Below are 23,004 nucleotides of genomic sequence, written 5' to 3' on the forward strand. Positions count from 1 at the left end.
ATGGTACAGCATTATTACGATAAATTTAATACGATAACCAATTATACTTATTCACAAGGCCCATGGAGTAGCGAAGCTGGTTGGACGCCAATGACATTTTGGGATTTGTATAGAAACTATACATTTTATAATCAGAATGGGAGTTATGGTGTATCTAATCAGATAGGGTACAGCGTACCACTTAATATAGGTGACGTAGCCTATAGAATAAGCGGTTCAACTTTGCAGAGATTTACTATCTATGCGCAAAACGAAGGTAACTTATCGGGGGCATCGCATAATGTAACAATAGCGGAAAAAAAGGCGAGTGAGGTCACGTCAGTACCGAGTTACAACAAAGGTTCACTAGTGCAATCTAACATCGTGGCCGAGAATGGCACATATCCGAGCAACGGTAGGCACAGTGATGGTTATTGGTACGTTAGAGGCGCTGAAGTGGTTGGTGAGCCTGGAACGATAACGACGTCCGCAATCACATACGAAAACACAGGCGGCAGAAAAGTCACACGACTAAGCAATGGGTGGCTTGTTATGGTTGCAGCGAATAAAGCTGTAGGTACAGTGTATTGGCATGTATCTAAAGACGGCGGTACTACGTGGTCTGAATTATGCTATAACAATGGCAACTGGGCCGCGCACTTTTCGATAGCTAGTTATGGTACAAACGTGTATACAGCCGTGGCGACTAGTGGTGGCCTGATTGGGGTCGTGAAATTTGATGCCGCAACTGTTAGTAACGCAGTACAACCCGTTGTAGTCCTCACACCATCAGGGCAGACAGGCGTCAATTCGATGGCAATTGCTACAGACCCATTAAACGGTGCAATCCACCTACTGTGGGTAGCTAAAACAACGACGTATCCAAACTCGTGGAATTTACGTTATACCAAGAGTACCAATGGCGGTAGTACGTGGGACGGTGCTGCAAATACAACCCAATTGAACGCAAGTACAACTAACTACTCATACGTTGATCTGGTAGTAAGAAATGGTGTGCCGATTGCATTAAGTCAACATTACAATCAGTCAATTGGCACTTATACCATATATTCTCATGTTATCAATAGCAGTAATGGTTCATCTGTAAATTACGAAGTGTTTGCTCACAGTTTACCGCTAGGCAAACTATCGTTAGCAGTAGACAAAAACGGGGTTTTACATGCCGTTTGTAGCGTCTACACAAGCGCTAGCAATTCGACATACAACGTGGTATACAGCCGTAGTGTTGACGCGGGCGTTACTTGGGGCGGAACTAAATATCTAACCAATTCCGTAGGTGGTAAACATAGCCACGATGCTACTATTTCGGTAGACGCCTCTAATAAACTTGTAGTTGTAATGTCTACAAGCGCCCTCATACAAAGTGATGGTTATAACGACATTGCAAGTTTTTACAGTAGTAACGGCGGTGATAGTTGGACACAAGGTGAATTTGTCGCCACATCTAGTATAGACAACCTAACAGTGCCTTTCGTAGTTTATGACCCTACGTTTTCGGTAACATTGCAAAACTCGCCCGCCACACTATATATACAAAACATCAGTGGAGCTTCTAATGCACCTCGTCCGATGTTTAGAGGGACATTAAGTATCAACAAAGTGCCATCAGTTACCCTAATATCACCTTCTGACAATCAGACGTTGTATGAAAACGATACAATAAACATCACAGGCGATGCTTATGATGCAGACAAAGATCAATCAGTAACAGTTTTCTACCAAATTAATGGGGACCAAAGAAAAGTCTTAGCAACTAATGTCAGTCAGAAACAAATTACTTTATCTAAGCAGCTCACATTTAAAGATGGCAAGTTGTTTGATGGTGAAACGGTACTTACTGGAACACTTACTGAAGGTGTAGCCCACACATTGAAAGTATGGGCAGTAGATAATGAAAATGGCCAGTCTGCTACTATTGAGCGAACATTTTATGTCGTACCTAACCGAGCTCCACTTTTATCGGTAGATGCCATTGTGCCAAGTGGAATTATTAATACTGATAAATTTAAAATCAGTGGTACAGTATCAGATCAGGACGCTAATTCCAATCTTAAAGTAAATTATCGAATTAATGGAGCAAATCCAATTGAAATTTATGATGGCGCAGGTGGGACTTGGGAGTTTGAGGTATCACTTGGCCAGCTACAAGTCAGCGAAAATTTAATCGTTGTTGAGGTAATTGACAACTATGGTGCAAAAACAAGTAAAACGATTAAACTCAATAAAAATGCGGTCAAAACGCCTATTTTGCAATCTGTAGCGAGGTATAAGATTTCCCCTCCTAAAGGTTCGGCAAGAGGCGTTTTAATATTTGTACAACGTGACGAGGAATTGGATTTAAAAGTTGAATTATCAATGACATTGGTTGGCGAGCAGGAGCAATATATATTACTTGAAGCAGACCCGGACAACATCGTACCTGTTACTGATGGGATTGTGGAAGATGAATACTACCATGAAACTGTAGAGCCAAAGGACAATATCATCCTTAAATTAACCACAACTAGACCCAACATAAATATTGACAATAAAGTTTATTTAATTATGGGGGTGGTTGAATAATGCAAAGACGTAGAAGATTACCTGATGGTTCATGGGGTCCGCTTGAAAAAGTGGGTTCAATACCTACTACAGAAGATCAAGTAATGTCTTTAGGTGAACAACTGGCACAAGAAAAAATGAAGAATATACAAAAAGACCTCCTGATTAATAGCTTAGGTTCACAGCTAACCCAAGTAAAATTAGATGTAATTTCAATAATGAAGGGTGATGGTGAATAATGGAGTTTTGGCAAATCGCTTTTATGTTCAAGTGGGTGACTGCTGAACAATTAAGAATTGCTGTAAAAACGGAGGACAATCCGTTTGGTGAGATTACACCTGAACAATACAAAGCTATAACAAAACAAGAATTCGAGACGCAGGCAGAAGCTTAGCGTTATTTTTATTGTCTTAAATAAAAGGGAAAACTTGTATTTTGTCGAAGTGTAATGTGATAAGGAGGGCGAGTTTACTATGAAATATCAGATTGAATATATCTATGGTGATTTGCATGAAGAAAAAAGTGGAATAGTTACTGTAGAGGCAGTTATTCCGGAAAATTCAACAGCTGCAGAACAAAATGAAATTTTTAAACCACTAATAGCAAAAAAAACGGGACATTTCGATGCGAAAATAATGACCTATGAAGAACTTTAATTATTTTATTTTAACACTCTCAACAGAGAGTGTTTTTTATTTCATTTAAATGCTAGGAGAGCAATCGAGATGTGCAAAAAATGGTACATGTTAATGAATCTCGATGCTCCTCATAGCTTTTTATTTTAAGTGGCGAAGGAGAGGGAATAGGGCATGAGTCAAGAAACAACCTTTCAACAAGCAGTTACTGTGGCTGATCATGAAAGACGATTGCAGGAACTAGAAAAAGACGTATCAACAATTAAGCCAATTGTGTACAACACAGCTTCAAGTGTTAAACAAATCGAAAAATCTGTTGAAAAAATGGAACAGAACAGTGACAAAATCAAAGGTTATTTTTTAGCTGCTGCAATTAGTGGTGTCGTTGGAGTTTTATTTATTGCATTACAAAATTCTATTTTTGGAGGATAATTTAATGAAAATCAACTGGAAAGTACGTTTAAAACACAAACCATTTTTAGTATCACTTTTTGCATTTTTGTTATTACTTGTTCAACAAGTAACAGCAGCATTTGGATACAGTTTACCTGAAGCAGTTGGCGAACAAGCCACTGCTATTTTTAATACCATTTTAAGTATTTTGATTTTGCTAGGGATTGTCGTTGATCCTACAACAAGTGATGTCAGCGATAGTGTTCAAGCATTAAAATATGAAAAACCAAAGGATGATGAATAATGGCTTATATGTTCAAACAAACCTTTCTACCAGCAAATAAATACTCAATCAAGGCGCCATATACAATGGTGCCTCAATATATCACAGTACACAACACAGCTAATGATGCACCTGCACTTAACGAAATTGAATATATGATTAAAAACAACAACCAAGTATCTTATCATGTTGCTGTAGATGATAAAGAAGTCATTCAAGCTATTCCATTCAACCGAAGTGCTTGGCATTGTGGAGATGGCGGCGGTAGCACCGACCCTAATTCACACAAAAAAGGCAACCGAATATCTATTGGGATAGAAATTTGCTACAGCAAAAGTGGTGGTGTTCGCTATGGAGTGGCAGAGGAAAACGCAGTTCAATACATTGCAAAGCTTTTAAAGCAATACGGATGGAGTATTGAGCGAGTTAAGAAGCATCAGGATTGGAACGGAAAGTATTGTCCGCACCGTATATTGGCAGAAAATCGTTGGAATAGTTTCTTGAAACGAATTGAAGAAGCAATGAAGCCGATGGAAATAGGAAAACCAACAGAAAAGGATGAGGATATTATGAAATTCACTAACTCAACAACTAAAGCAGCAGTACGTGATTACATTAAACAGGCTGTAGATAAAGGGAAAATTGATAAGTCATGGCTTGAAAATTTTGACCGAGGTACTATGACAGGTGGGGATTTTGAAGGTTTGAAGATTATTATTGAGCAGCGTAGTAAATAATGCTCGTTTCCGTAAATTCGCTAAAACCAGCAAAGCTAAAATTTAGCCGAGCTGGTCTTTTTGTTTAACATTATACTATTAAGAAGTATAAAAGTAGTAAAAAACAAAAAATAAATACACCAATAAATATTAAATTAAAGGTATCTATATTTTTTTGATTATACTCTGGCGGTTGTTCGAGTGTAGTTGTAAAAATCTTTTGTGAAGGCAAAGCCTCATCAACAATTTTCTCCTTCGAAATTGGTGTTTTTTCAATTACAGAATTGCAATATTCACATACATATAAACAGTAACCATCTTTATTTACTTCTTCAAATGAATTATTGGCTAAACAATTAGGGCAATTTATCAATTACATTTTCCTCTCTGCTCATATCTGCTATTTCCCATTTTAGGAAAATCAGGATGTTTTGTATATAGAAATAAAAGTTAATATTCTATTTAAGAAGAAATCGCTAAACAAATCGTTATCAAGGTTGAGAGACGTGACGTGGATGGAGCCAATGCTACATTGTAAAGTTCAATATTTAGAGAAAACCGTATCAGGATCATTAAGAATTGTATCGTTTAAGGGTTTTGATTTTGATAAAGTTCCAGAAGCTATAAACTAAAACCAGGCGCTCGAATGAGTACCTGGTTAATTTTTTTATTTTAATACAGCATCATTTAACAAGACATTAAATTGTTCGACTTTACTTTCATCTGAATAGTCTTTCTTTAACACGTAGTTAGAAATAATCCCTTCCACTGTTATTTGTTGTCCAACTGTTAGTTCAGCTTCTTGATCTAAATCAATTACTGCAAAGTTTGTTATTTCTTCTGGATAAACCCCAAGGAAAAAATCTTCTTTATTCTTATCTTTATCAAAGAGCTCATCGTAATCAATGAACTCGTAGTTTTCAATGTCTCTATTGCCCATATAGATAATAAACTTATCAGCACGTATAGCAGTAGTTGAACCTTCTCTTCTTCTTTTTTGACCAATATTTGAACTTTCAAATACAAATTCAGTGATTACACCAGAAGCAGTTGCTTTCCTACCAAGTAAATCAAAATCATCTTCAAATTGTTTTCCATTTTTATGGCCAAGAATAATCATATCCACCAATTTTTCATCTTTTACAGTAAGTAGTTTATTTGTAAAATCCGCTATTGTTTTCCCTTCTAAATTTTCATCTATAAATTGTTTGCTTTGTTCTTCTAATGATACTTTCTTCACAGTTTCTTTTGGTTTTGAGGATTCACTTTCACCGCATCCAGTTAGTGCTAGTGTAAAAATAAGTGATGCACTTAAAATGAGTTTCTTCATATAAATATTTGCTCCTTGTATGAGTTGTAATAATAAAATTGTATCAATATTGGAAGGTTTTGTCAGTAATATAAATGTAGATTAATATAGTTTTTAAATAGCCATATTATGTGGGATCTTTTTGTTTAACTGCGAAGAATTTAATTATAATCTTAAAGTAGAAGTAAGTATTCTACATAATTTTTTGTTATGATTTCTACTATTAATATGTACCTGTCCGGGTGAAGGTTGTATTATTTTCTACTGGGGTACACATTTTACAAAAAGTCCGCGTACCCCAGTTTGTACCCCACATCGTACCCCAGTTAAATACATTTAGATAGGCTTCGTTAGACAGGTATAGAAACCCACATTAATACAAAACCTTGATATTATGCACATCAAAAAATTAAAAACATCAAGATAGAAACCAAGGTCATAAGTTATGCTTATCAAAAAAGATAATATTAATGTAATTTACTTATGAATATAAATGCGCTATCATGGGTATTGGAGAAAAGATGCTACACATTTTTAAAGCCTTTTCAAAAAGATATATTAGGGGGATCCGCAAATGGCACAAGGTAATTTACACAACAGCCGTGCATCATTCGAAGTGAATGGTAAAACTTACAATTACTATGACTTAGCTGCGATTGAAAAAGCTGGCGTTGCAAAAGTTTCAAACCTTCCTTACTCAATTAAAGTATTATTAGAATCTGTTTTACGTCAATATGATGCGTATGTAATTAAAGAAGAACACGTAAACGAATTAGCAAAATGGGGTAACGGTGCTGACCCAGAGGCAGAAGTACCATTCAAACCTTCTCGCGTTGTATTACAAGACTTTACTGGTGTACCAGTAGTTGTTGACCTTGCATCTCTTCGTTCTGCAATGAAAGAAATGGGCGGCGACCCAAGCAAAATCAACCCTGCTATTCCAGTTGACCTTGTAATTGACCACTCTGTACAAGTTGACAAATACGGTAATGCAAGTGCATTACAAGCAAACATGGACCTAGAATTTGAACGTAACGCTGAGCGTTATAACTTCTTAAAATGGGCTCAAACTGCTTACAATAACTTCCGTGCTGTACCACCAGCAACAGGTATCGTTCACCAAGTAAACTTAGAGTACTTAGCTCCAGTTGTACACGTAAACGAAAATGCTGATGGCACATTTGAAACATTCCCAGATTCAGTAGTAGGTACTGACTCTCATACAACAATGATCAACGGTATCGGCGTTCTTGGATGGGGCGTAGGTGGTATCGAAGCTGAAGCAGGTATGCTTGGTCAGCCTTCATACTTCCCAATTCCAGAAGTTATCGGTGTTAAATTAGTTGGCGATCTTCCAAACGGAACAACTGCTACTGACTTAGCATTAAAAGTAACACAAGTATTACGTCAACGTGGCGTAGTTGGTAAATTCGTTGAGTTCTTCGGACCTGGCGTATCTAAATTACCACTAGCTGACCGTGCGACAATCTCTAACATGGCTCCTGAATATGGTGCTACATGTGGTTACTTCGCAATCGACGAAGAATCATTAAACTACATGCGTTTAACTGGTCGTGACGAAGAGCACATTGCGGTTGTAGAAGCTTACTTAAAAGCGAACCACATGTTCTTCGATCCAACATTAGAGCCAGTTTACACAGACGTTTTAGAAGTAAACTTAGCTGAAATCGAACCAAACCTTTCTGGTCCTAAACGTCCACAAGACTTAATTCCACTATCTCAAATGCGTTCTCGTTACAAAGAAGCAGTAGTGGCACCACAAGGTACACAAGGTTTCGGTTTAACAGAAGATGAATTCGAAAAAACTTCTGTAGCGAAATTCGCTGAAGGCGATGTAGAAATTCCAACAGGTGCTGTTGCGATTGCTGCGATCACTTCTTGTACAAATACTTCTAACCCATACGTATTAATTGCTGCGGGCTTAGTGGCGAAAAAAGCTGTAGAAAAAGGTCTAACAGTGCCGAAATGGGTAAAAACTTCTTTAGCACCAGGTTCTAAAGTTGTAACTGGTTACCTTGAAGATTCAGGTTTACAAACATACCTTGACCAAATCGGTTTCAACACTGTAGGTTACGGTTGTACAACATGTATCGGTAACTCAGGTCCATTATTACCTGAAATCGAAGAAGCAATTAAAGCAAACGACTTATTCGTAACTTCAGTTCTTTCTGGTAACCGTAACTTTGAAGGCCGTGTACACCCACTTGTAAAAGCTAACTACTTAGCTTCACCACCACTTGTTGTTGCTTATGCACTTGCTGGTACAGTGGATATCGATCTACAAAAAGATTCATTCGGTAAAGACAAAGATGGTAACGAAGTATTCTTCGCTGATATCTGGCCTTCAACTGAAGAAGTTAATGCAGTATTAGGTACTGTTGTTAACCGTGAGTTATTCCAAAAAGAATACGAAACTGTATTCACAGCGAACGAAAAATGGAATGCAATTGAAACATCAACTGAGTCTCTATACACATTTGATGACAAATCAACTTACATCCAAAACCCACCATTCTTCCAAGGTCTTGCAAAAGAGCCAGAAGCTATTAAAGGCTTAGACGGCTTACGCATTATGGCGAAGTTCGGTGACTCAATCACAACTGACCATATTTCTCCAGCTGGTGCAATCGGTAAAGATACACCTGCAGGTAAATATTTAATTGAAAACGGTGTTGCAATCCGTGACTTCAACTCTTACGGTTCTCGTCGTGGTAACCACGAAGTAATGATGCGTGGTACATTTGCAAACATCCGTATCCGTAACCAAGTTGCTCCTGGTACAGAGGGTGGATTCACTACTTACTGGCCAACAGGCGAAGTAGAGTACATCTATGACGCATGTATGAAATACCAAGAGCAAGGTACTGGCTTAGTCGTACTTGCTGGTAACGACTACGGTATGGGTTCTTCTCGTGACTGGGCTGCGAAAGGTACATTCCTACTTGGCGTGAAAACTGTTATCGCACAATCTTACGAGCGTATCCACCGTTCTAACCTAGTAATGATGGGTGTTCTTCCACTTCAATTTATGCCAGGTGAATCTGCTGATACATTAGGCTTAACTGGTAAAGAAGAAATCTCTGTTAACATTACTGACAACGTAAAACCACGTGAAATCTTAACAGTAACTGCTAAATCTGAAGACGGCACAGTTAAAACTTTCCAAGCTTTAGCTCGTTTCGACTCAGAAGTAGAGGTAGACTACTACCGCCATGGTGGTATCCTACAAATGGTTCTACGCGCAAAAGCTGCTGAGTAATCATCACCATAAAAACCGATCTCTTAGGAGGTCGGTTTTTTTATTTATTAAGAGAGTGTTGGATAGAAGTGACCAAAATATGTATAAATAGCACCAAATGATGGATTTAATGGATAATTATAATTTAATTTCCAACGAACCTAGCATTTTTCCAATTCTTTCGCTAAAATTAATAGGTAAGCATTAAATTTACATAAACGGGGGACGATTGATTATGACAAAGAAAAAACATAAGTTTTATACAGCGGCAACAGCGGCAATGGCGGTTACTGCTGTTGCGGTAGTACCTGTATCGGCGGCTAGTCCATTTTCAGATGTGAGTGAGGATTATGCGCATTTTAATAGTATTTCTACATTGCATGCAGCAGACATCATTAATGGTTTTCCAGATGGTACATTTAAGCCTTCAAAGGATGTGACACGTGGACAGGCAGCAAAGATGATAGCAAGTGCTTTTCATCTAACTACAATGGATACGGCTGTCGAGAATCCGAATTTCAAGGATGTCGACTCATCTAGCCCATACTATAAAGCGATTGTTACATTAGTTAATCTTGGCGTTGTACAAGGCTATGAGGATGATACATTCCGTCCAGATGACACAATTACTCGTGGTCAAATGGCAGTAATGGTAGCAGAGGCTGCAGGTTTAACAGCAGAAGGTAAAAGTCCATTCACAGATGTACAGCAAGATAGTCCATTTGCAGATGCAGTAACAGCTTTGTATGAGGCAGGCATTGCGAAGGGTGTTACTGCCACAGAATTTGGTGTAGATAAAAATGTTACTCGTGGTCAGTTAGCAACATTTATTGTGAACGCATTAGGCTTAGCTGAGGATACACAGCCTACAACAGAAGTAAAAGAGGAAGAGCCTAAAGAGGAGCAAGTAACAGAAGAACAACCTACTACAACAAAGGATAGTGCTTTGTTAGAGGAAGTATTTACGAAAACATTAGCCAAGCAAAAAGAGCTAAAAAGCATGAAGGCTACCATGACGATCTCTCAGACAGTAGAGGCAAACGATGGTAAGGAAACCATGAAAATGGATTCTAAAGGCAACATGAAGATGGAAATTGTTACAGAGCCAATGCAATTCTTTGCTGATGGTTCAATGGCTTTAACAGATCCAACAAGTGGTGAAGCGATTAATTTGCCAATTAAAATGTATATGACGGCTAAAGATGGTATGTATATGTATGAGGCAGAACAAAAGGCCTGGGTAAAGTTCCCGAAACAATTATTTGAAGATGTACTGAGCCAAACAGGGATGCAGCCAGATGCAACTGAACAATTGGAGATGCTACAAGCATTTGCTGAAGATTTTACATTAGTAGAATCAGCAAACCGTTATGAATTAACATTAAAAGGCTCTGGCGATAAATTCACAGAGCTAGTGAAGCAGCAGCTTGGCGCAATGGATTTAGGAATGGAAGCGGATCTAGAGGCACAATTAGGCAATATTTCCTTTGATGGTCTCACATATAAATTATTGATTAATAAAGAAACATTCGATGTAGAAGAAATTGCTATGGACATGACATTAAAGATGCAAGTAGAAGGCAATTCGATCAAAACAAGACAGCAAACAACGATCAAATATCATGATTTCAATGCGGTAACGACAATTACGATTCCAAAAGATGTGCTAGACAATGCAAAGGAAATGGATTTGAGTGCATCAGAAACAGCACCAGTAAGTAAATAATACAAAAAGTAGGTTTATGCCAAGTATATTGGTGTAAGCCTACTTTTTTTATGCTTTAGTGGAAGCCCATTAATTCTTTTACTTTCGCTGTGTTTGGAGCAGATGTTAGAGTTTCTAGTAAGCGAAAGGCAACATCAAAGGCTGTTCCTGGATTGGAGGAGGTGATGATATGATCGGTTTGCACAATGCGCTCGTTGACAATTGCTGCACCATAGCCCTTTAGCTGTGCTAAACGTTTACTTGTTGGATGATTATAGGTTGTTGCTTGACGATGCTGAAGAATTCCACTGTGGCCTAAAATAAGAGAAGCTACACAGATTGTTGCAATCGGTTTTTTCTGTTCATCAAAGTGACGAACGACTGCCTGAAATTCCTCGCTAAACGCATCCTCATAAAAACCGGCTTCCTCAAAGCCTCCAGGAATCGCTAATGCATCAAAATCCTCTAATACAATTTCATGGAGCAATTTTTCAGGAGTGACTTTAAAATTCCAGGTGCATTGCAGCTGTTCATGCAGGCCGACCGTAACCACATCTGTTGTACCATCACCTTCCCACTTATTCCAGCCGAGCACATCAGTAAAGACGCTTGCCTCCACCGCTTCAAAGCCATTTGCTAATAGTAACAATATTTTTTTCATGTTTGATTTGCCTCCTTTATTGATATTATTGTAAACAAAAGGGAGAAAAGATTACATACGTTGTATAATGGATTTTAGGTAAAAAACTTTATTTGAAAAGGTATTATGTCATAAATAATTTATTTAGAAAGGTGAAGGACCATGGATCATATTGATACACAAATATTACAGCAGTTACAGCAAAATGCCAAAATCTCTATGAAGGAATTAGCCACTACCGTTCATTTATCCTCTCCTGCCGTTATTGAAAGAATCAGAAAGCTAGAGGAGCAGGGGGTGATTGAGGGCTATCATGCAAAGGTAAATCTGAAAAAGATGGAGCGTACGATTGAAGCCATTATTTTATTTAAGTCCATTGATTGTAAAAGTCTTTCTTCATTTTGTAATGCTCATCCTGATGTTTTGGCATGTTATCGAGTGGCTGGGGAAATTAGCTATATTGTTAAATTAGCGACCTATTCAGTAGAAACATTAGAACAATTTATTGATGCGGCTATGCCCTATGGCACACCTTCTACTAATATCGTGTTATCTTCAACGGAAAAACAAGTGATTACACCATTTGCTGACAATGATTTGGAGTAAATGACAAAAAAAGCAAACCTCGAAGCCGTGAGCACCGTTTATAGGGTAGAGAGGAGGAAGAATGTTGCTAATTCATGAACTGGAAAGAATAATGGAACAGCATACAGAGAGGCTTATTCGTCTTGCCTTTTACTATGTGAGGGATTTACAAAGTGCTGAAGATATCGTACAGGATGTCTATATTAAATTCTATGATAATCAGCATAACTATGAGGAACGTGGGGAACTAAAGGCGTATTTATCGAAATTAGTTAGTAATCGAAGTAAAGATTATTTACGTAGCTGGACCTATCGGAAAATTCAAGTGCAACAGAAGATTTTTCCGCAGCAAACCGTTATGAGAAGAGATATGCTTGTACAGCAAGATGAACGTACTTTGATTGAAAATGCGATTCTAGCTCTCCCTTTCAAACAGCGAGAGGTCATTATACATTTTTATTTTGAAGAAATGTCTGTGGTAGACATTGCAGAGCTGTTAACGATTCCTGAAAGCACCGTCAAAACAAGGCTACGTCGTGGGCGAGAGTTATTGAAGCTACAATTACAGCATGTTGAATGGGAGGTGCTCCTGCATGAGTAAAATGGATGCTCGCGTAGTAAGGGATTTATCAGAAAGTAAAAAGCGTGTGATGACAAATGTGGTTCAGCATTTACAGCAACGCCAAGAAAAAAAATCTGCAAAACGCTGGCCATATGGTGTTTTGGCTATGATTTTAAGTGTCTGCATAGGGCTGTTTATATATCAGCAATATAATGAACAACAACAGCAAGCTTCTACTATTCCACCCGTATTAGATGAGCGGATTTTAGAGCTATATTTACAACTTGATTCTTTTATGAACGGAAAGAATCGTTTATATAAGGCAAGCTTTGATAATTTTTTATATTTTGAATCGACCTTTGCTTATGCGCAATCGAAAAAACTAGTACCTACACAAGAGCAAGTAGATAAGGCACTCGAACAGTTCATGGAAGAGTGGAGCTATGAGGATGATACTCGGCCAACTTATGATAAGCTTCTGCAAATGTTGCAAGTCACAAACGAAGGGTTTATAGAGAACTATGGCAAGCCAATTGCCTATAAAATGGCTACATTTGACTTGTTATGGGAGGCAAGCCAAGCCGATTATAAGGATGTAAGTAATCCCATTCGTACATGGCTTGTCGAGCAAGAAGCCATGAATTATTTAGAACAACATTATCATAAAGACATTGCTTCCTTACGAGAAAAATATAAAATCCCTGAAAAGGACAGCCAAATGAAGCTCATCAGAAGTGGAACCGTCTTAGCGATCAAGGAACATGAATTTTTAGTTGTCTCAGGCGTATTGGCTAGCGAGGTTGGGCAAAAATCTGTCGATGAATTAGTGCAAAAACATAGTAATGGTACATGGTTTCCTCTAGTGGATGTCCCGCAAACACTATCAGTTGGAGATCGAGTAGAAGTTCAATATATACAGTCGATTGGGAACGATGATGCTCAGCCATTCATTGATTATAAGGATATCGTAGAGATGAAAATAATAAAGGAATCTCACTAACAAGAAGCTAGACATTCTCGTGCTATTCAATAGTAAAACATTGCTGAAGAGCTTTTTGATTCAAACCATTCAACAGCCACAATATGCTGATCTCCATCAAAGTATTGCCACTTGTTTCAACGAAATTTTTTAAGATTGTCCACCGTTGACAGACAATTGGTAATTTGCTAAGATGAAGGACAATAAAAGCATACAAATTCGTTGATGAGAAAGAGTAGTGTTTCACTTTGTTCTACAGAGAGCCGACATTTGGTGGAAGTCGGTGTGCAGGTGTTACATGAAAATCCTCTCTGAGAAGATTAGCTGAATGGAGTAAGCTAATCCGGGTGTCTACCGTTAAAAAGAACACGTATGATTGTACGTTGCTGAGTGCTATTGGCCATCGTGTCAATAGAATTAGGGTGGTATTCGCGGTTAACCCCGTCCCTTTTCCTTGGGACGGGGTTTTTTGTATGCCTTTTATACAAATTTGCTTGTATAGGAGGAACTAATATGCAGAAAGAACAAAAGAAAGAAACAACGGTTGAACGAGAAACAAGGATTCGTACATTATGGGCGCAAGAAGGGACCTTTGCAAAATCTGTAAGTAATCGTGCTGAACAGCAGCCCTTTGTATTTTATGAGGGACCCCCAACAGCGAATGGTTTACCACATGTCGGCCATGCATTTGGTAGAACCATAAAAGATGTGGTGGCACGTTATAAAACAATGCAAGGCTATTTAGTTGAACGCAAAGCAGGTTGGGATACACATGGGTTGCCTGTGGAATTAGGGGTAGAAAAGGCATTAGGAATCTCAGGAAAGCAGGAGATTGAGAACTATGGGGTGGAGCAATTTATTCAAGCATGTAAGAAGAGCGTTTTTACCTATGAGCAAAAATGGCGTACTTTTACAGAGCAGCTTGGCTACTGGCTTGACATGGATGATCCTTACCTAACATTAAGTAATGACTATATTGAATCTGTGTGGCATATTTTAAGCCATGTTCACAAGGAAAAACTGTTATACAAAGGACATCGCGTTTCACCTTATTGCCCTAGCTGTCAAACTTCCTTAAGCTCTCATGAGGTGGCACAGGGCTATAAGGATGTTAAGGAATTATCCGTTACTGCAATGTTTAAGCTAGAGGATCGAGACGAATATATCTTAGGCTGGACAACGACGCCTTGGACATTACCAGCCAATGTAGCCTTGGCTATGAATCCTGCTCTTCGATATGTCCGTGTAAGGCATGCAAACAGCATCTATATACTAGCTAAATCGTTGGTATCAAAGGTTTTTTCAGAGCCTGTAGAAATATTAAGTGAGCATGACGGACAGGAGTTTGCAGGTGTTTCCTATCGATCGCCATTTTCCTATGTAACCGTCGATAAAGGGCATATCATTATCATGGCAGATTATGTGACAGAGCATAGTGGAACAGGAATTGTACACATAGCACCTGCTTATGGAGAGGACGATTATAAAACGGTGCAGCAACATGGCTTGTCCTTTGTCAATGTAGTTGATCTTAAAGGCTGTTATACAGAAGCGGTACCTGAGCTTGTTGGACGATTTGTGAAGGATTGTGATGTCGATATCATTAAAATGCTTGCAGCAAAAGAGCTTTTATTTGCTAAAGAAAAATATGAGCACAGCTATCCGCATTGCTGGCGCTGTGATTCACCATTATTGTACTATGCAACAGATAGCTGGTTTATCAAAATGTCGGCATTAAAAGAGCAGCTTTTACAAAATAATCAGCAAGTGACATGGTACCCTAGCCATATTAAGGATGGACGATTTGGCAACTTCCTAGAAAACTTAGTGGATTGGAATATTAGTCGTAATCGTTATTGGGGGACACCACTCAATGTGTGGATTTGTCAGGATTGCAATCATGAGGAGGCACCTAACAGTGTTGCAGCGCTACAACAATTAGCCAAAGGAGCTGTCAAAGAACAATTAGAGCTCCATAAGCCATTTATAGATGCCATTGTCTGTACCTGTCCTGTCTGCCAGGGCGACATGAAACGTACGCCTGAAGTTATCGATGTTTGGTTTGACAGTGGTTCGATGCCATTTGCCCAACAGCATTATCCTTTTGAAGACGTAGCGAACTTTCATCATCAGTTTCCAGCAGATGTGGTCATTGAGGGCATCGACCAAACGCGAGGATTTTTCTATAGCTTATTAGCAGTATCGACCTTGTTTACAGGAAAACCACCTTATAAAAATGTGCTATCGTTAGGGCATGTACTCGATGAGCATGGACAGAAGATGTCCAAAAGTAAAGGCAATGCATTAGAGCCTGTTGAGTTAATCCAGGAGTATGGAGCAGATGCTCTACGTTGGGCATTTTTAGTTGATAGCTCACCATGGAATCCAAAGCGTTTTTCGAAGAAAATTGTCTTAGATGCGAAATCTAAGCTGGTGGATACACTCGACAATACGTTTAAATTTTATGACATGTATGCCCAAATCGATAACTTTACGTATGATGCTACAAATACAGGTACACGTTCACAGCTAGATCATTGGATATTGTCCCGCTTACATCACACTATCCAGCTTGTCACAACCTCTATGGATGATTATCAATTTACACAGGCTACAAGGGAAATTGGTCAATTGGTGGAAGAGTTAAGCAATTGGTATATACGTCGTTCACGTGCTAGATTTTGGGCAAATGGAATGACAGCAGATAAACGAGGTGCATTTAGCACACTTTACGAGGCACTGACATCCATTTGTCAATTAATAGCACCGTTTACACCTTTTATAGCAGAGGATATCTACCATCAACTATGTGGAAAAAGTGTTCATCTTGAGGAATATCCACTATTCGACGATCAACTAGTGGATGTGAAACTTGAACAAGAAATGGCAACGGTCTTAACAGTTGTCGAACTTGGACGTAGCATTCGCAATAGTCAGGGAATAAAGGTCAAGCAGCCTTTAAGTGAACTCATTGTTGCCCTAAAAGGTGAACTGTCGGATTACCAAGCCTATAGCGAACTCATTCAGGACGAGTTAAACATCAAAGCTTGTAGATGGACACATGATTTTTCAGCCTATGAAAGCGTGCATTATAAATTGAATTTTAAAACAGCGGGAGCGGCATTTGGTCCAAAGGTTCATCAAGTAAAAGAGTATGTGTTGTCATTAACAGAGGAAGAGAAACAAAGGCTACAACATCATGAAACTGTGGATCTCATGATGGACGGTCAACAGCTAACATTATTAAGAGAACATGTAATAGCTGAATCAATCGTCAAGGACCATTATATTTTAGCGGAGGATAGCACTTGCCGTGTCTTGATGAATGTTCAACTTACAGAGAGCTTACTACAAGAAGGGCAAATACGAGAATTGATTCGTACTATACAAGATGCACGAAAAAAATGGCAGCTACCAGTGGCGCAATATGTATCGATTGCCTTTAATGGTAGTGCAGGGGTACTTTTCATGATTCAGCGGCACGAAGCTTTATTACAAGAAAATGTATTAGTTAAAGCTATTCATTATGGTGAGCAATGGCCTCATGCAAAATCCATTGAGACGTCATTGTTTAATGAAAAGCTCACTTTATTTGTTTCTCTATAAAAGAAAAGCTCAGGGTTACCTCCTGAGCTTTTTCTATGTACGTTAAAATAAGCCACTTGCCAGATAACATGCTGTGGCCCAAATAAAGACGGCGGAGCATTTATTAAATAGTCGCATCAATTTTCCAGAGCCGTCTAGTTTTTTGAACGAGGCGCCAGTCAATGTGAGACCGAAAAACCATAGCCAGGAAATGAACACACAAGCAACAGTGAACATTATTTGCTCGGTTCCACTATATTTTAATGCGCTTGTACCAATAACACCGATTGTATCTAAAATAGCATGTGGATTTAGAAGTGACACAGAGAGTGCGAAGAGAATTTGTTTTTTTATAGGCAATGCTTCGCTATTTTCAGTGTTTGCTGGATTTGAACGCCAAATGCTATAGCCCATGTAAAGTAAAAAGATGATACCAATAGTCATTAAAGTGATACGCAACCATTCAAACTGTAGAACAATTAATGACAGACCGAATACCGCAAGTAGAATAAGCAGTGTATCACAGATCGCAGCAGTCACACCTGCTGGCAAAGCACGTAATAAACTTGGTTGTGTAGCACCTTGTGAAAAAACAAAAACATTTTGTACGCCTAATGGCAAAATGAGTCCAAATGCTAAAATGATCCCATGAAGAAAAGCTTCCAATGACCATTCCTCCTTTCTTTACTTATTTTAGATATGGTATAACTAAAAGAAAACGACCAATTGGATGGTTTTTTATCCACCCAATTTTATTGCATGGAAGGAGAAGGAACATGAGCTGGCAGCCGAATAGAAGAAGTGATAATACATTACAGCAGCAGATTGTACAGTGGATAACAGCCAATGTGGAGCGAGGAGACTGGGCAGCAGGGACAAAACTACCTACCCAAAGACAGCTGGCCATGCAGTTCGATGTGAATCGAAGCACAGTTCAGCAGGCTTTGGAGGAATTAAAAGCAATGGGCATTCTTGAAGCAAAGATAGGCTCTGGTGTTTATGTTACGCACAATTCCTGGCATGCATTAATCCAACAAACACAGCCGAATTGGCAAACTTATATCGAAACAAGCATCCACAAGCCAAACTACCACACCATCCAATTAATTAACGAATACGAACAGCGCGAGGATGTAATTCGTTTAGGAACGGGAGAGCTAGCACCCAGTTTGTTGCCTACCGAGGAAATAGAAGCTTCACTGCGAGAGCTATCCTTTCAACCCAAAGCATTAGGCTACTCTTCGCCACAAGGTAATGATCAGCTTCGTAAAGCTATTTGTAAATATGTTCAAAAAAGAGGCATTCCTGCTGAGCCTCAAAACGTCTGTATTGTTTCAGGTGCACTTCAGGCACTACAATTAATTGCTGTTGGCTTATTAGAGCAAGGGTCTATTGTGTTTCAGGAGCCAACCTCCTATTTAAATTCTGTTCACCCTTTTCAGTCAGTTGGCATGCAAATGATTAGTATTGAACGTGATGTACAGCTTGCTCAAACATTAGCGCAAAGGAAACGAAAGAAACAAGCCGTGTTTTATGCCATTCCTACTTTACATAATCCAACAGGTCATGTATGGACAACACGAGAAAAAGAACAGCTATATGAAGCTTGTCAGGCATCACGGATTCCGATTGTAGAAGATGATGTTTATCATGAATTGCTTTTTGAAGAGGCATCACCGCCGCTTAAGGCCATGGATAATAGCGGACAAGTTCTTTATATTGGCAGCGTCTCTAAAACCTTAAGCCCAGGGTTACGCATTGGCTGGCTCATCGGTCCAACCACTGTCATTGAGCGATTAGCCGATATAAAAATGCAAACGGACTATGGCTCAAGTGCCATTTCTCAGGAAATTGTCCTACATTGGCTGCAATCAGGAAAATATGAAAAGCATCTCGCAGGATTACGTCAACAATTACAGGAGCGAGCCGATTTTACGGAACAGCTTTTAAAGGAGAAGTTTACAGATGTGGCGAATTGGAGCAAACCAAGGGGAGGCTTTTATATTTGGCTCAAGTTTCATGAGCCGCTTGTAGATAAAGACTTCTTTATGAAGCTGTTGCAGCAGCAAGTATTAATCAATCCCGGCTATATCTACGATCCACAAGATCATCATCATATTCGTCTATCCTACGCCTATGCAACCTATGAAGAATTACAGGAAGGCTTACAAATCCTACATGAATGTGTGGTGGAGGCTATTGGACGAAAGAGTAAATAAGGGCTTGTCCTGAAGTTAGGGAAACGAGAGAAGGTTGCTCTAAAAGTGATCAAAGAAGTGAGAAACCCGCTCTAAAGTGGTTGAGAAACGATCAAACAAGTAAGGAATCCGCTCCAAAGTAGATGAGAAGTGATCAAACAACTGAAGAACCCGCTCGAAAATTAGCGAAAAGTGATCAATATAGCAAGCTCCTCTCTCAATAAAGTATCTATGCTTAGTAGCCAACCCACTGCCAGAAAAGAAAGAGAATAATCCAAGCTGTGTATCCATACATTTTAGAAGAATAGAAGTATTTTATTTTGATTACAAACATAAAGAGGTGAACGATTGGAAAATTTGCCACCGGGTTATTTTCAGGTGCCTCAGCCTATTCGAGGTGATGGGGCTGGAGGGGTGGATAAGGGGCCACGGGATATTATGAGGGATTTAGAAAATCCTGATATGCTAGTGCCACCAACGACTGATGCGGGTTTGATTCCTAATTTACGATTCTCGTTTTCAGACACGCATATGACCTTAAATCAAGGTGGGTGGTCACGGGAAATTACGGTTCGTGAATTACCGATTGCTACGACTTTGGCGGGTGTGAACATGAGTTTGACACCAGGAGGCGTACGTGAGCTGCACTGGCATCAACAGGCAGAGTGGTCTTATATGCTGCTTGGCCATGCTCGCATTACAGCCGTCGATCAGAATGGTTGTAACTTTATAGCGGATGTGGGACCTGGTGATTTATGGTATTTTCCACCTGGCATTCCTCATTCCATTCAAGGACTTGAGGATGGCTGTGAATTCTTATTAGTATTTGATGATGGGCATTTCTCAGATCTGAACACACTGTCAATTTCAGATTGGTTTGCTCATACGCCAAAAGAAGTGTTATCAGCGAATTTTGGGGTTCCTATTCATGCTTTCGATCACATCCCGAGTGAACAGGTATATATTTATCAGGATCGGGTTCCGGGGCCAATTGATTCTCAGAAAGTGCAATCTCCATATGGTGAGGTTCCGCAAACCTTTAAACATCGTTTGTTGGCACAGCCTCCATTAAAAACACCTGGAGGCAGTGTGCGCATTGTCGATTCGACTAATTTTCCAATTTCTAAAAATATCGCGGCTGCACTGGTGGAAATTGAGCCAGGGGCGATGCGGGAGTTGCATTGGCATCCTAACAACGATGAATGGCAATATTATCTGCAAGGAAAAGGCCGTATGACAGTTTTCACAGGGAATGGAACGGCTCGAACATTTGATTATCGGGCGGGAGATGTTGGCTATGTCCCATTTGCGACGGGGCATTATATTGAAAATACTGGAACAGAGCCATTATGGTTTTTAGAAATGTTTAAAAGTGATCGATTCCAGGATGTGTCCTTAAATCAATGGATGGCGTTAACGCCGACAGAATTGGTGCGAAGTAATTTACAGGTCGGTCCTGAGCTGCTTGAGGCTCTCAGAAAAGAAAAATGGCCGGTTGTAAAATATCCTGGTTTTTCCTATTATCCGAAATAAAGAAAGCAGGTGAGGAAGTTCTCACCTGCTTTTAGTTTAATATTGATATTTTTTGCGTGTCATTAGCAAAATAGCGATGGCTGGTATTGTACAAATGAGCATGGCTGCGAAGGACAGACCTGGTGATATTTCGTATAAATAGCCACCTAAAAATGTAAGGATGGCGGTACTTAAGCCCATAGCTAATGCAGAGTATAAACCTTGTGCATTGGGGATTTGTTCCTTTGGTAGCGCTTTTGTTAAGTAGCGAATAAAGGCAAAATGGGCTAATGCAAAGGATAATGCGTGCAAGGTTTGAGAAGCGATAAATACCCAGACATTTGGGAACAAAAAGATAAGTAACCAACGTAGGGAAGAGCCGCTCGCTGCTAAGAGTAATAAGGATGATGAGCGCCATTTCGTCAATAACGTATCAGCCTTCATAAAGTAAAGAATTTCGCAAATAACAGCGATATTAATAATCATACCCATATAGAATGGATCAACCTGTAAATCTTCTAAATAAATATAACCGTAGCTATAATAGGAGGCATGTGCACCCTGTAGCAAGATCACGATGAATAAAACAATCGGGAAACCTTTGATAGTCCATAGTGTTTTCATCGACAATGATTTTGCACGCTGTTCTTTTGTTGGTACTACGAGTAATTCCTTTGGTGTTGCTAATTGTTGCATAAGTAACATGCCCACCAACCCTATAATCATGCTCCAGAAGATGATGTTCTTTCCAAAAACCCCGGTCAGCATACTAATAATTAAAACAGCGATGACAAAGCCAAATGAACCATAGGAACGGCTTTTACCATAATGAATATTGCCATACTGCACAAGCGTAGCGGCACTGCTTTCCACAGCAGGTAATAGTGCTGGGTAAAAAACACTAAATAAAATGGTCACGATTAATAATGCTGTAAAGCCTGTGCTTGGAATATAGAGCAAGGCAGTTAGCAACGAGCCTATTGCTAAAATTGTAATGAGTCGTTTATTGTGTACGTATTTTGCAAGTGTTGGGAAGAAGAAGAGATTGGATGTGGCACGAGCTAGGAGCCCACAGCCCATCACTACACTTGCCTGCGAGACGGTTAGATGTTTCGCATCCACCAGCCAACCTGTCCAGTAGGGTAAGAAAATGCCCCAAGTGATAAAAAATGTAAAGAAATTCTGAGAAAGCCATCGTTGATTGTTCATATAATTTCCGTACCTCCATTAACTATGTTGAATAATAGCATGTTCATCGCTACAATAATGTGAGATATCTCATATTTTTTATAGGAGAGAGTAAAAAATGCATATTTTAACAGCTGAAGCCCGTACCCATTATCTTGAAAAATATCCGATCGATGATTTTTTCTCATTTGATATCAATCCCTATTTAGAAGTCCGCCAGTTTGACAAGGGGGAGTGGATCTTCCAGGAAGGCTCCTTTCCAGACACCGTGTATTACATGATAGAAGGAAAGGCGAAGCTCTATATGACACATAAAAATGGGAAGGTATCTCTTATTGAATACCTAGAGGCTCCTCTTTTTATGGGGGAAATTGAATTGTTAAATGAGGCTAGGTATACAAAGGGGATACAAACCGTCACCAAAACAATTTGCTATTCGATTACACAGTCATGTAAGGAGAAGTTACTTGCGGATGCTTTGTTTTTACGTAGACTTTGTGTATTTTTAGGGGAAAAAGCGACAAAAATGACATCTAAATATACACAAAATCAGGCCTATCCGCTGGAAAATCGCTTAGCAGCCTTTATCCAATTATCAGCCGACCAAGGTGTCTACAAGGAAAAACATACGGAAATCTGCGAATATTTAGGGGTCTCTTATCGCCATTTACTATATGTCTTGGCACAGTTTTGTGATGAAAGGATATTGGAAAAGCGTAAGACAGGCTACCAAATTATTGATAAAAATCGTCTCGCACAACTGGCACAGGAAGTACTATGAAAACAACCATTCCATAAAGGTTGCCTATTAGTGCAGATCAGCTGAGGGAATTAATTCAATTTTATAAGTTATAAATTAAAAAGGATTTGACTTCTTTAAATGAAGTCAAATCCTCAGACTGTAGACAAACTCA

The 23,004-nt window shown here is 39.2% G+C and carries 20 protein-coding genes and 1 other annotated feature; of the genes, 16 read left to right on the top strand and 4 right to left on the bottom strand.

The window, feature by feature from the left end; genetic code table 11:
- From BFM98_RS10965 to BFM98_RS10995, 7 genes are all read left to right on the top strand, one after another.
- A complete protein-coding gene (locus BFM98_RS10965) occupies window positions 1-2,562 on the top strand; it encodes a sialidase family protein (protein WP_066037371.1) in 2,562 nt (853 codons plus the stop codon).
- Window positions 2,562-2,780: an XkdW family protein gene (locus BFM98_RS10970; protein ID WP_066037372.1), complete on the top strand. Its 219-nt coding sequence runs from the start codon at window positions 2,562-2,564 to the stop codon at window positions 2,778-2,780. The genes BFM98_RS10965 and BFM98_RS10970 overlap by 1 nt, the downstream gene beginning before the upstream one ends.
- Complete coding sequence (locus BFM98_RS10975) at window positions 2,780-2,935, top strand: XkdX family protein (protein WP_066037373.1); 156 nt, start codon at window positions 2,780-2,782, stop codon at window positions 2,933-2,935. The genes BFM98_RS10970 and BFM98_RS10975 overlap by 1 nt, the downstream gene beginning before the upstream one ends.
- Before the next feature lie 79 nt (window positions 2,936-3,014).
- The gene (locus BFM98_RS10980) at window positions 3,015-3,197 is read left to right on the top strand and encodes a hypothetical protein (protein WP_066037374.1); all 183 of its coding nucleotides are present in this window, start codon (window positions 3,015-3,017) and stop codon (window positions 3,195-3,197) included.
- A 153-nt stretch (window positions 3,198-3,350) separates the two neighbouring features.
- Window positions 3,351-3,608, top strand: a complete 258-nt coding sequence (locus BFM98_RS10985; protein ID WP_066037375.1) for a hypothetical protein — start codon at window positions 3,351-3,353, stop codon at window positions 3,606-3,608.
- 4 nt (window positions 3,609-3,612) lie between these two features.
- Window positions 3,613-3,873 (top strand): phage holin, encoded by a 261-nt coding sequence (locus BFM98_RS10990; protein WP_066037376.1) that lies wholly within the window; start codon window positions 3,613-3,615, stop codon window positions 3,871-3,873.
- The gene (locus tag BFM98_RS10995) at window positions 3,873-4,589 is read left to right on the top strand and encodes a peptidoglycan recognition protein family protein (RefSeq protein WP_066037377.1); all 717 of its coding nucleotides are present in this window, start codon (window positions 3,873-3,875) and stop codon (window positions 4,587-4,589) included. The genes BFM98_RS10990 and BFM98_RS10995 overlap by 1 nt, the downstream gene beginning before the upstream one ends.
- Window positions 4,590-5,235: 646 nt before the next feature.
- On the opposite strand, the gene BFM98_RS11005 is transcribed toward BFM98_RS10995, so the two are convergent.
- Window positions 5,236-5,898 carry a hypothetical protein gene (locus BFM98_RS11005; protein ID WP_066037378.1) on the bottom strand — a complete coding sequence of 221 codons (663 nt, stop codon included), beginning with the start codon at window positions 5,896-5,898 and terminating at the stop codon, window positions 5,236-5,238.
- A gap of 553 nt (window positions 5,899-6,451) precedes the next feature.
- Between BFM98_RS11005 and acnA the strand changes: the two genes are divergently transcribed.
- Window positions 6,452-9,157 carry an aconitate hydratase AcnA gene (gene acnA / locus BFM98_RS11010; protein WP_048393126.1) on the top strand — a complete coding sequence of 902 codons (2,706 nt, stop codon included), beginning with the start codon at window positions 6,452-6,454 and terminating at the stop codon, window positions 9,155-9,157.
- Window positions 9,158-9,371: 214 nt separating this feature from the next.
- On the top strand, window positions 9,372-10,862 hold the full coding sequence (locus tag BFM98_RS11015) for an S-layer homology domain-containing protein (protein ID WP_066037379.1): 1,491 nt from the start codon (window positions 9,372-9,374) through the stop codon (window positions 10,860-10,862).
- A 55-nt stretch (window positions 10,863-10,917) separates the two neighbouring features.
- Here the strand turns inward: BFM98_RS11015 and BFM98_RS11020 are convergent, their stop codons facing one another.
- Entirely contained in the window at window positions 10,918-11,502 is a 585-nt protein-coding gene (locus BFM98_RS11020; RefSeq protein WP_066037380.1) for a DJ-1/PfpI family protein, read from the bottom strand.
- 141 nt (window positions 11,503-11,643) lie between these two features.
- On the opposite strand from BFM98_RS11020, the gene BFM98_RS11025 reads away from it, so the two are divergent.
- The 4 genes from BFM98_RS11025 to ileS all read left to right on the top strand — a co-directional run bounded on the left by BFM98_RS11025 (window position 11,644) and on the right by ileS (window position 17,213).
- The gene (locus BFM98_RS11025; RefSeq protein ID WP_048393120.1) at window positions 11,644-12,087 is read left to right on the top strand and encodes an Lrp/AsnC family transcriptional regulator; all 444 of its coding nucleotides are present in this window, start codon (window positions 11,644-11,646) and stop codon (window positions 12,085-12,087) included.
- A 64-nt stretch (window positions 12,088-12,151) separates the two neighbouring features.
- Entirely contained in the window at window positions 12,152-12,667 is a 516-nt protein-coding gene (locus BFM98_RS11030; RefSeq protein WP_083225358.1) for a sigma-70 family RNA polymerase sigma factor, read from the top strand.
- On the top strand, window positions 12,660-13,628 hold the full coding sequence (locus BFM98_RS11035; RefSeq protein ID WP_066037382.1) for a DUF3221 domain-containing protein: 969 nt from the start codon (window positions 12,660-12,662) through the stop codon (window positions 13,626-13,628). The genes BFM98_RS11030 and BFM98_RS11035 overlap by 8 nt, the downstream gene beginning before the upstream one ends.
- Before the next feature lie 192 nt (window positions 13,629-13,820).
- Window positions 13,821-14,059 (top strand) — a binding site (T-box leader).
- Window positions 14,060-14,120: 61 nt separating this feature from the next.
- On the top strand, window positions 14,121-17,213 hold the full coding sequence (gene ileS / locus BFM98_RS11040) for an isoleucine--tRNA ligase (protein ID WP_066037383.1): 3,093 nt from the start codon (window positions 14,121-14,123) through the stop codon (window positions 17,211-17,213).
- Between the two features lie 42 nt (window positions 17,214-17,255).
- Here ileS and BFM98_RS11045 read toward each other — a convergent pair whose 3' ends face one another.
- Window positions 17,256-17,858 carry a LysE/ArgO family amino acid transporter gene (locus tag BFM98_RS11045; protein WP_054550253.1) on the bottom strand — a complete coding sequence of 201 codons (603 nt, stop codon included), beginning with the start codon at window positions 17,856-17,858 and terminating at the stop codon, window positions 17,256-17,258.
- Between the two features lie 110 nt (window positions 17,859-17,968).
- Between BFM98_RS11045 and BFM98_RS11050 the strand changes: the two genes are divergently transcribed.
- Entirely contained in the window at window positions 17,969-19,411 is a 1,443-nt protein-coding gene (locus BFM98_RS11050; RefSeq protein WP_066037384.1) for an aminotransferase-like domain-containing protein, read from the top strand.
- Window positions 19,412-19,738: 327 nt separating this feature from the next.
- Window positions 19,739-20,923 carry an oxalate decarboxylase family bicupin gene (locus tag BFM98_RS11055; protein ID WP_054550252.1) on the top strand — a complete coding sequence of 395 codons (1,185 nt, stop codon included), beginning with the start codon at window positions 19,739-19,741 and terminating at the stop codon, window positions 20,921-20,923.
- A gap of 36 nt (window positions 20,924-20,959) precedes the next feature.
- On the opposite strand, the gene BFM98_RS11060 is transcribed toward BFM98_RS11055, so the two are convergent.
- Entirely contained in the window at window positions 20,960-22,111 is a 1,152-nt protein-coding gene (locus BFM98_RS11060; RefSeq protein ID WP_048393107.1) for an MFS transporter, read from the bottom strand.
- A 97-nt stretch (window positions 22,112-22,208) separates the two neighbouring features.
- Between BFM98_RS11060 and yeiL the strand changes: the two genes are divergently transcribed.
- Window positions 22,209-22,871: a transcriptional regulator YeiL gene (yeiL, locus tag BFM98_RS11065; RefSeq protein ID WP_054550251.1), complete on the top strand. Its 663-nt coding sequence runs from the start codon at window positions 22,209-22,211 to the stop codon at window positions 22,869-22,871.
- Window positions 22,872-23,004: the final 133 nt, after the last annotated feature.

Source organism: Lysinibacillus sp. AR18-8 (genome assembly GCF_001705465.1).
GTDB classification, from domain to species: domain Bacteria; phylum Bacillota; class Bacilli; order Bacillales_A; family Planococcaceae; genus Lysinibacillus; species Lysinibacillus capsici.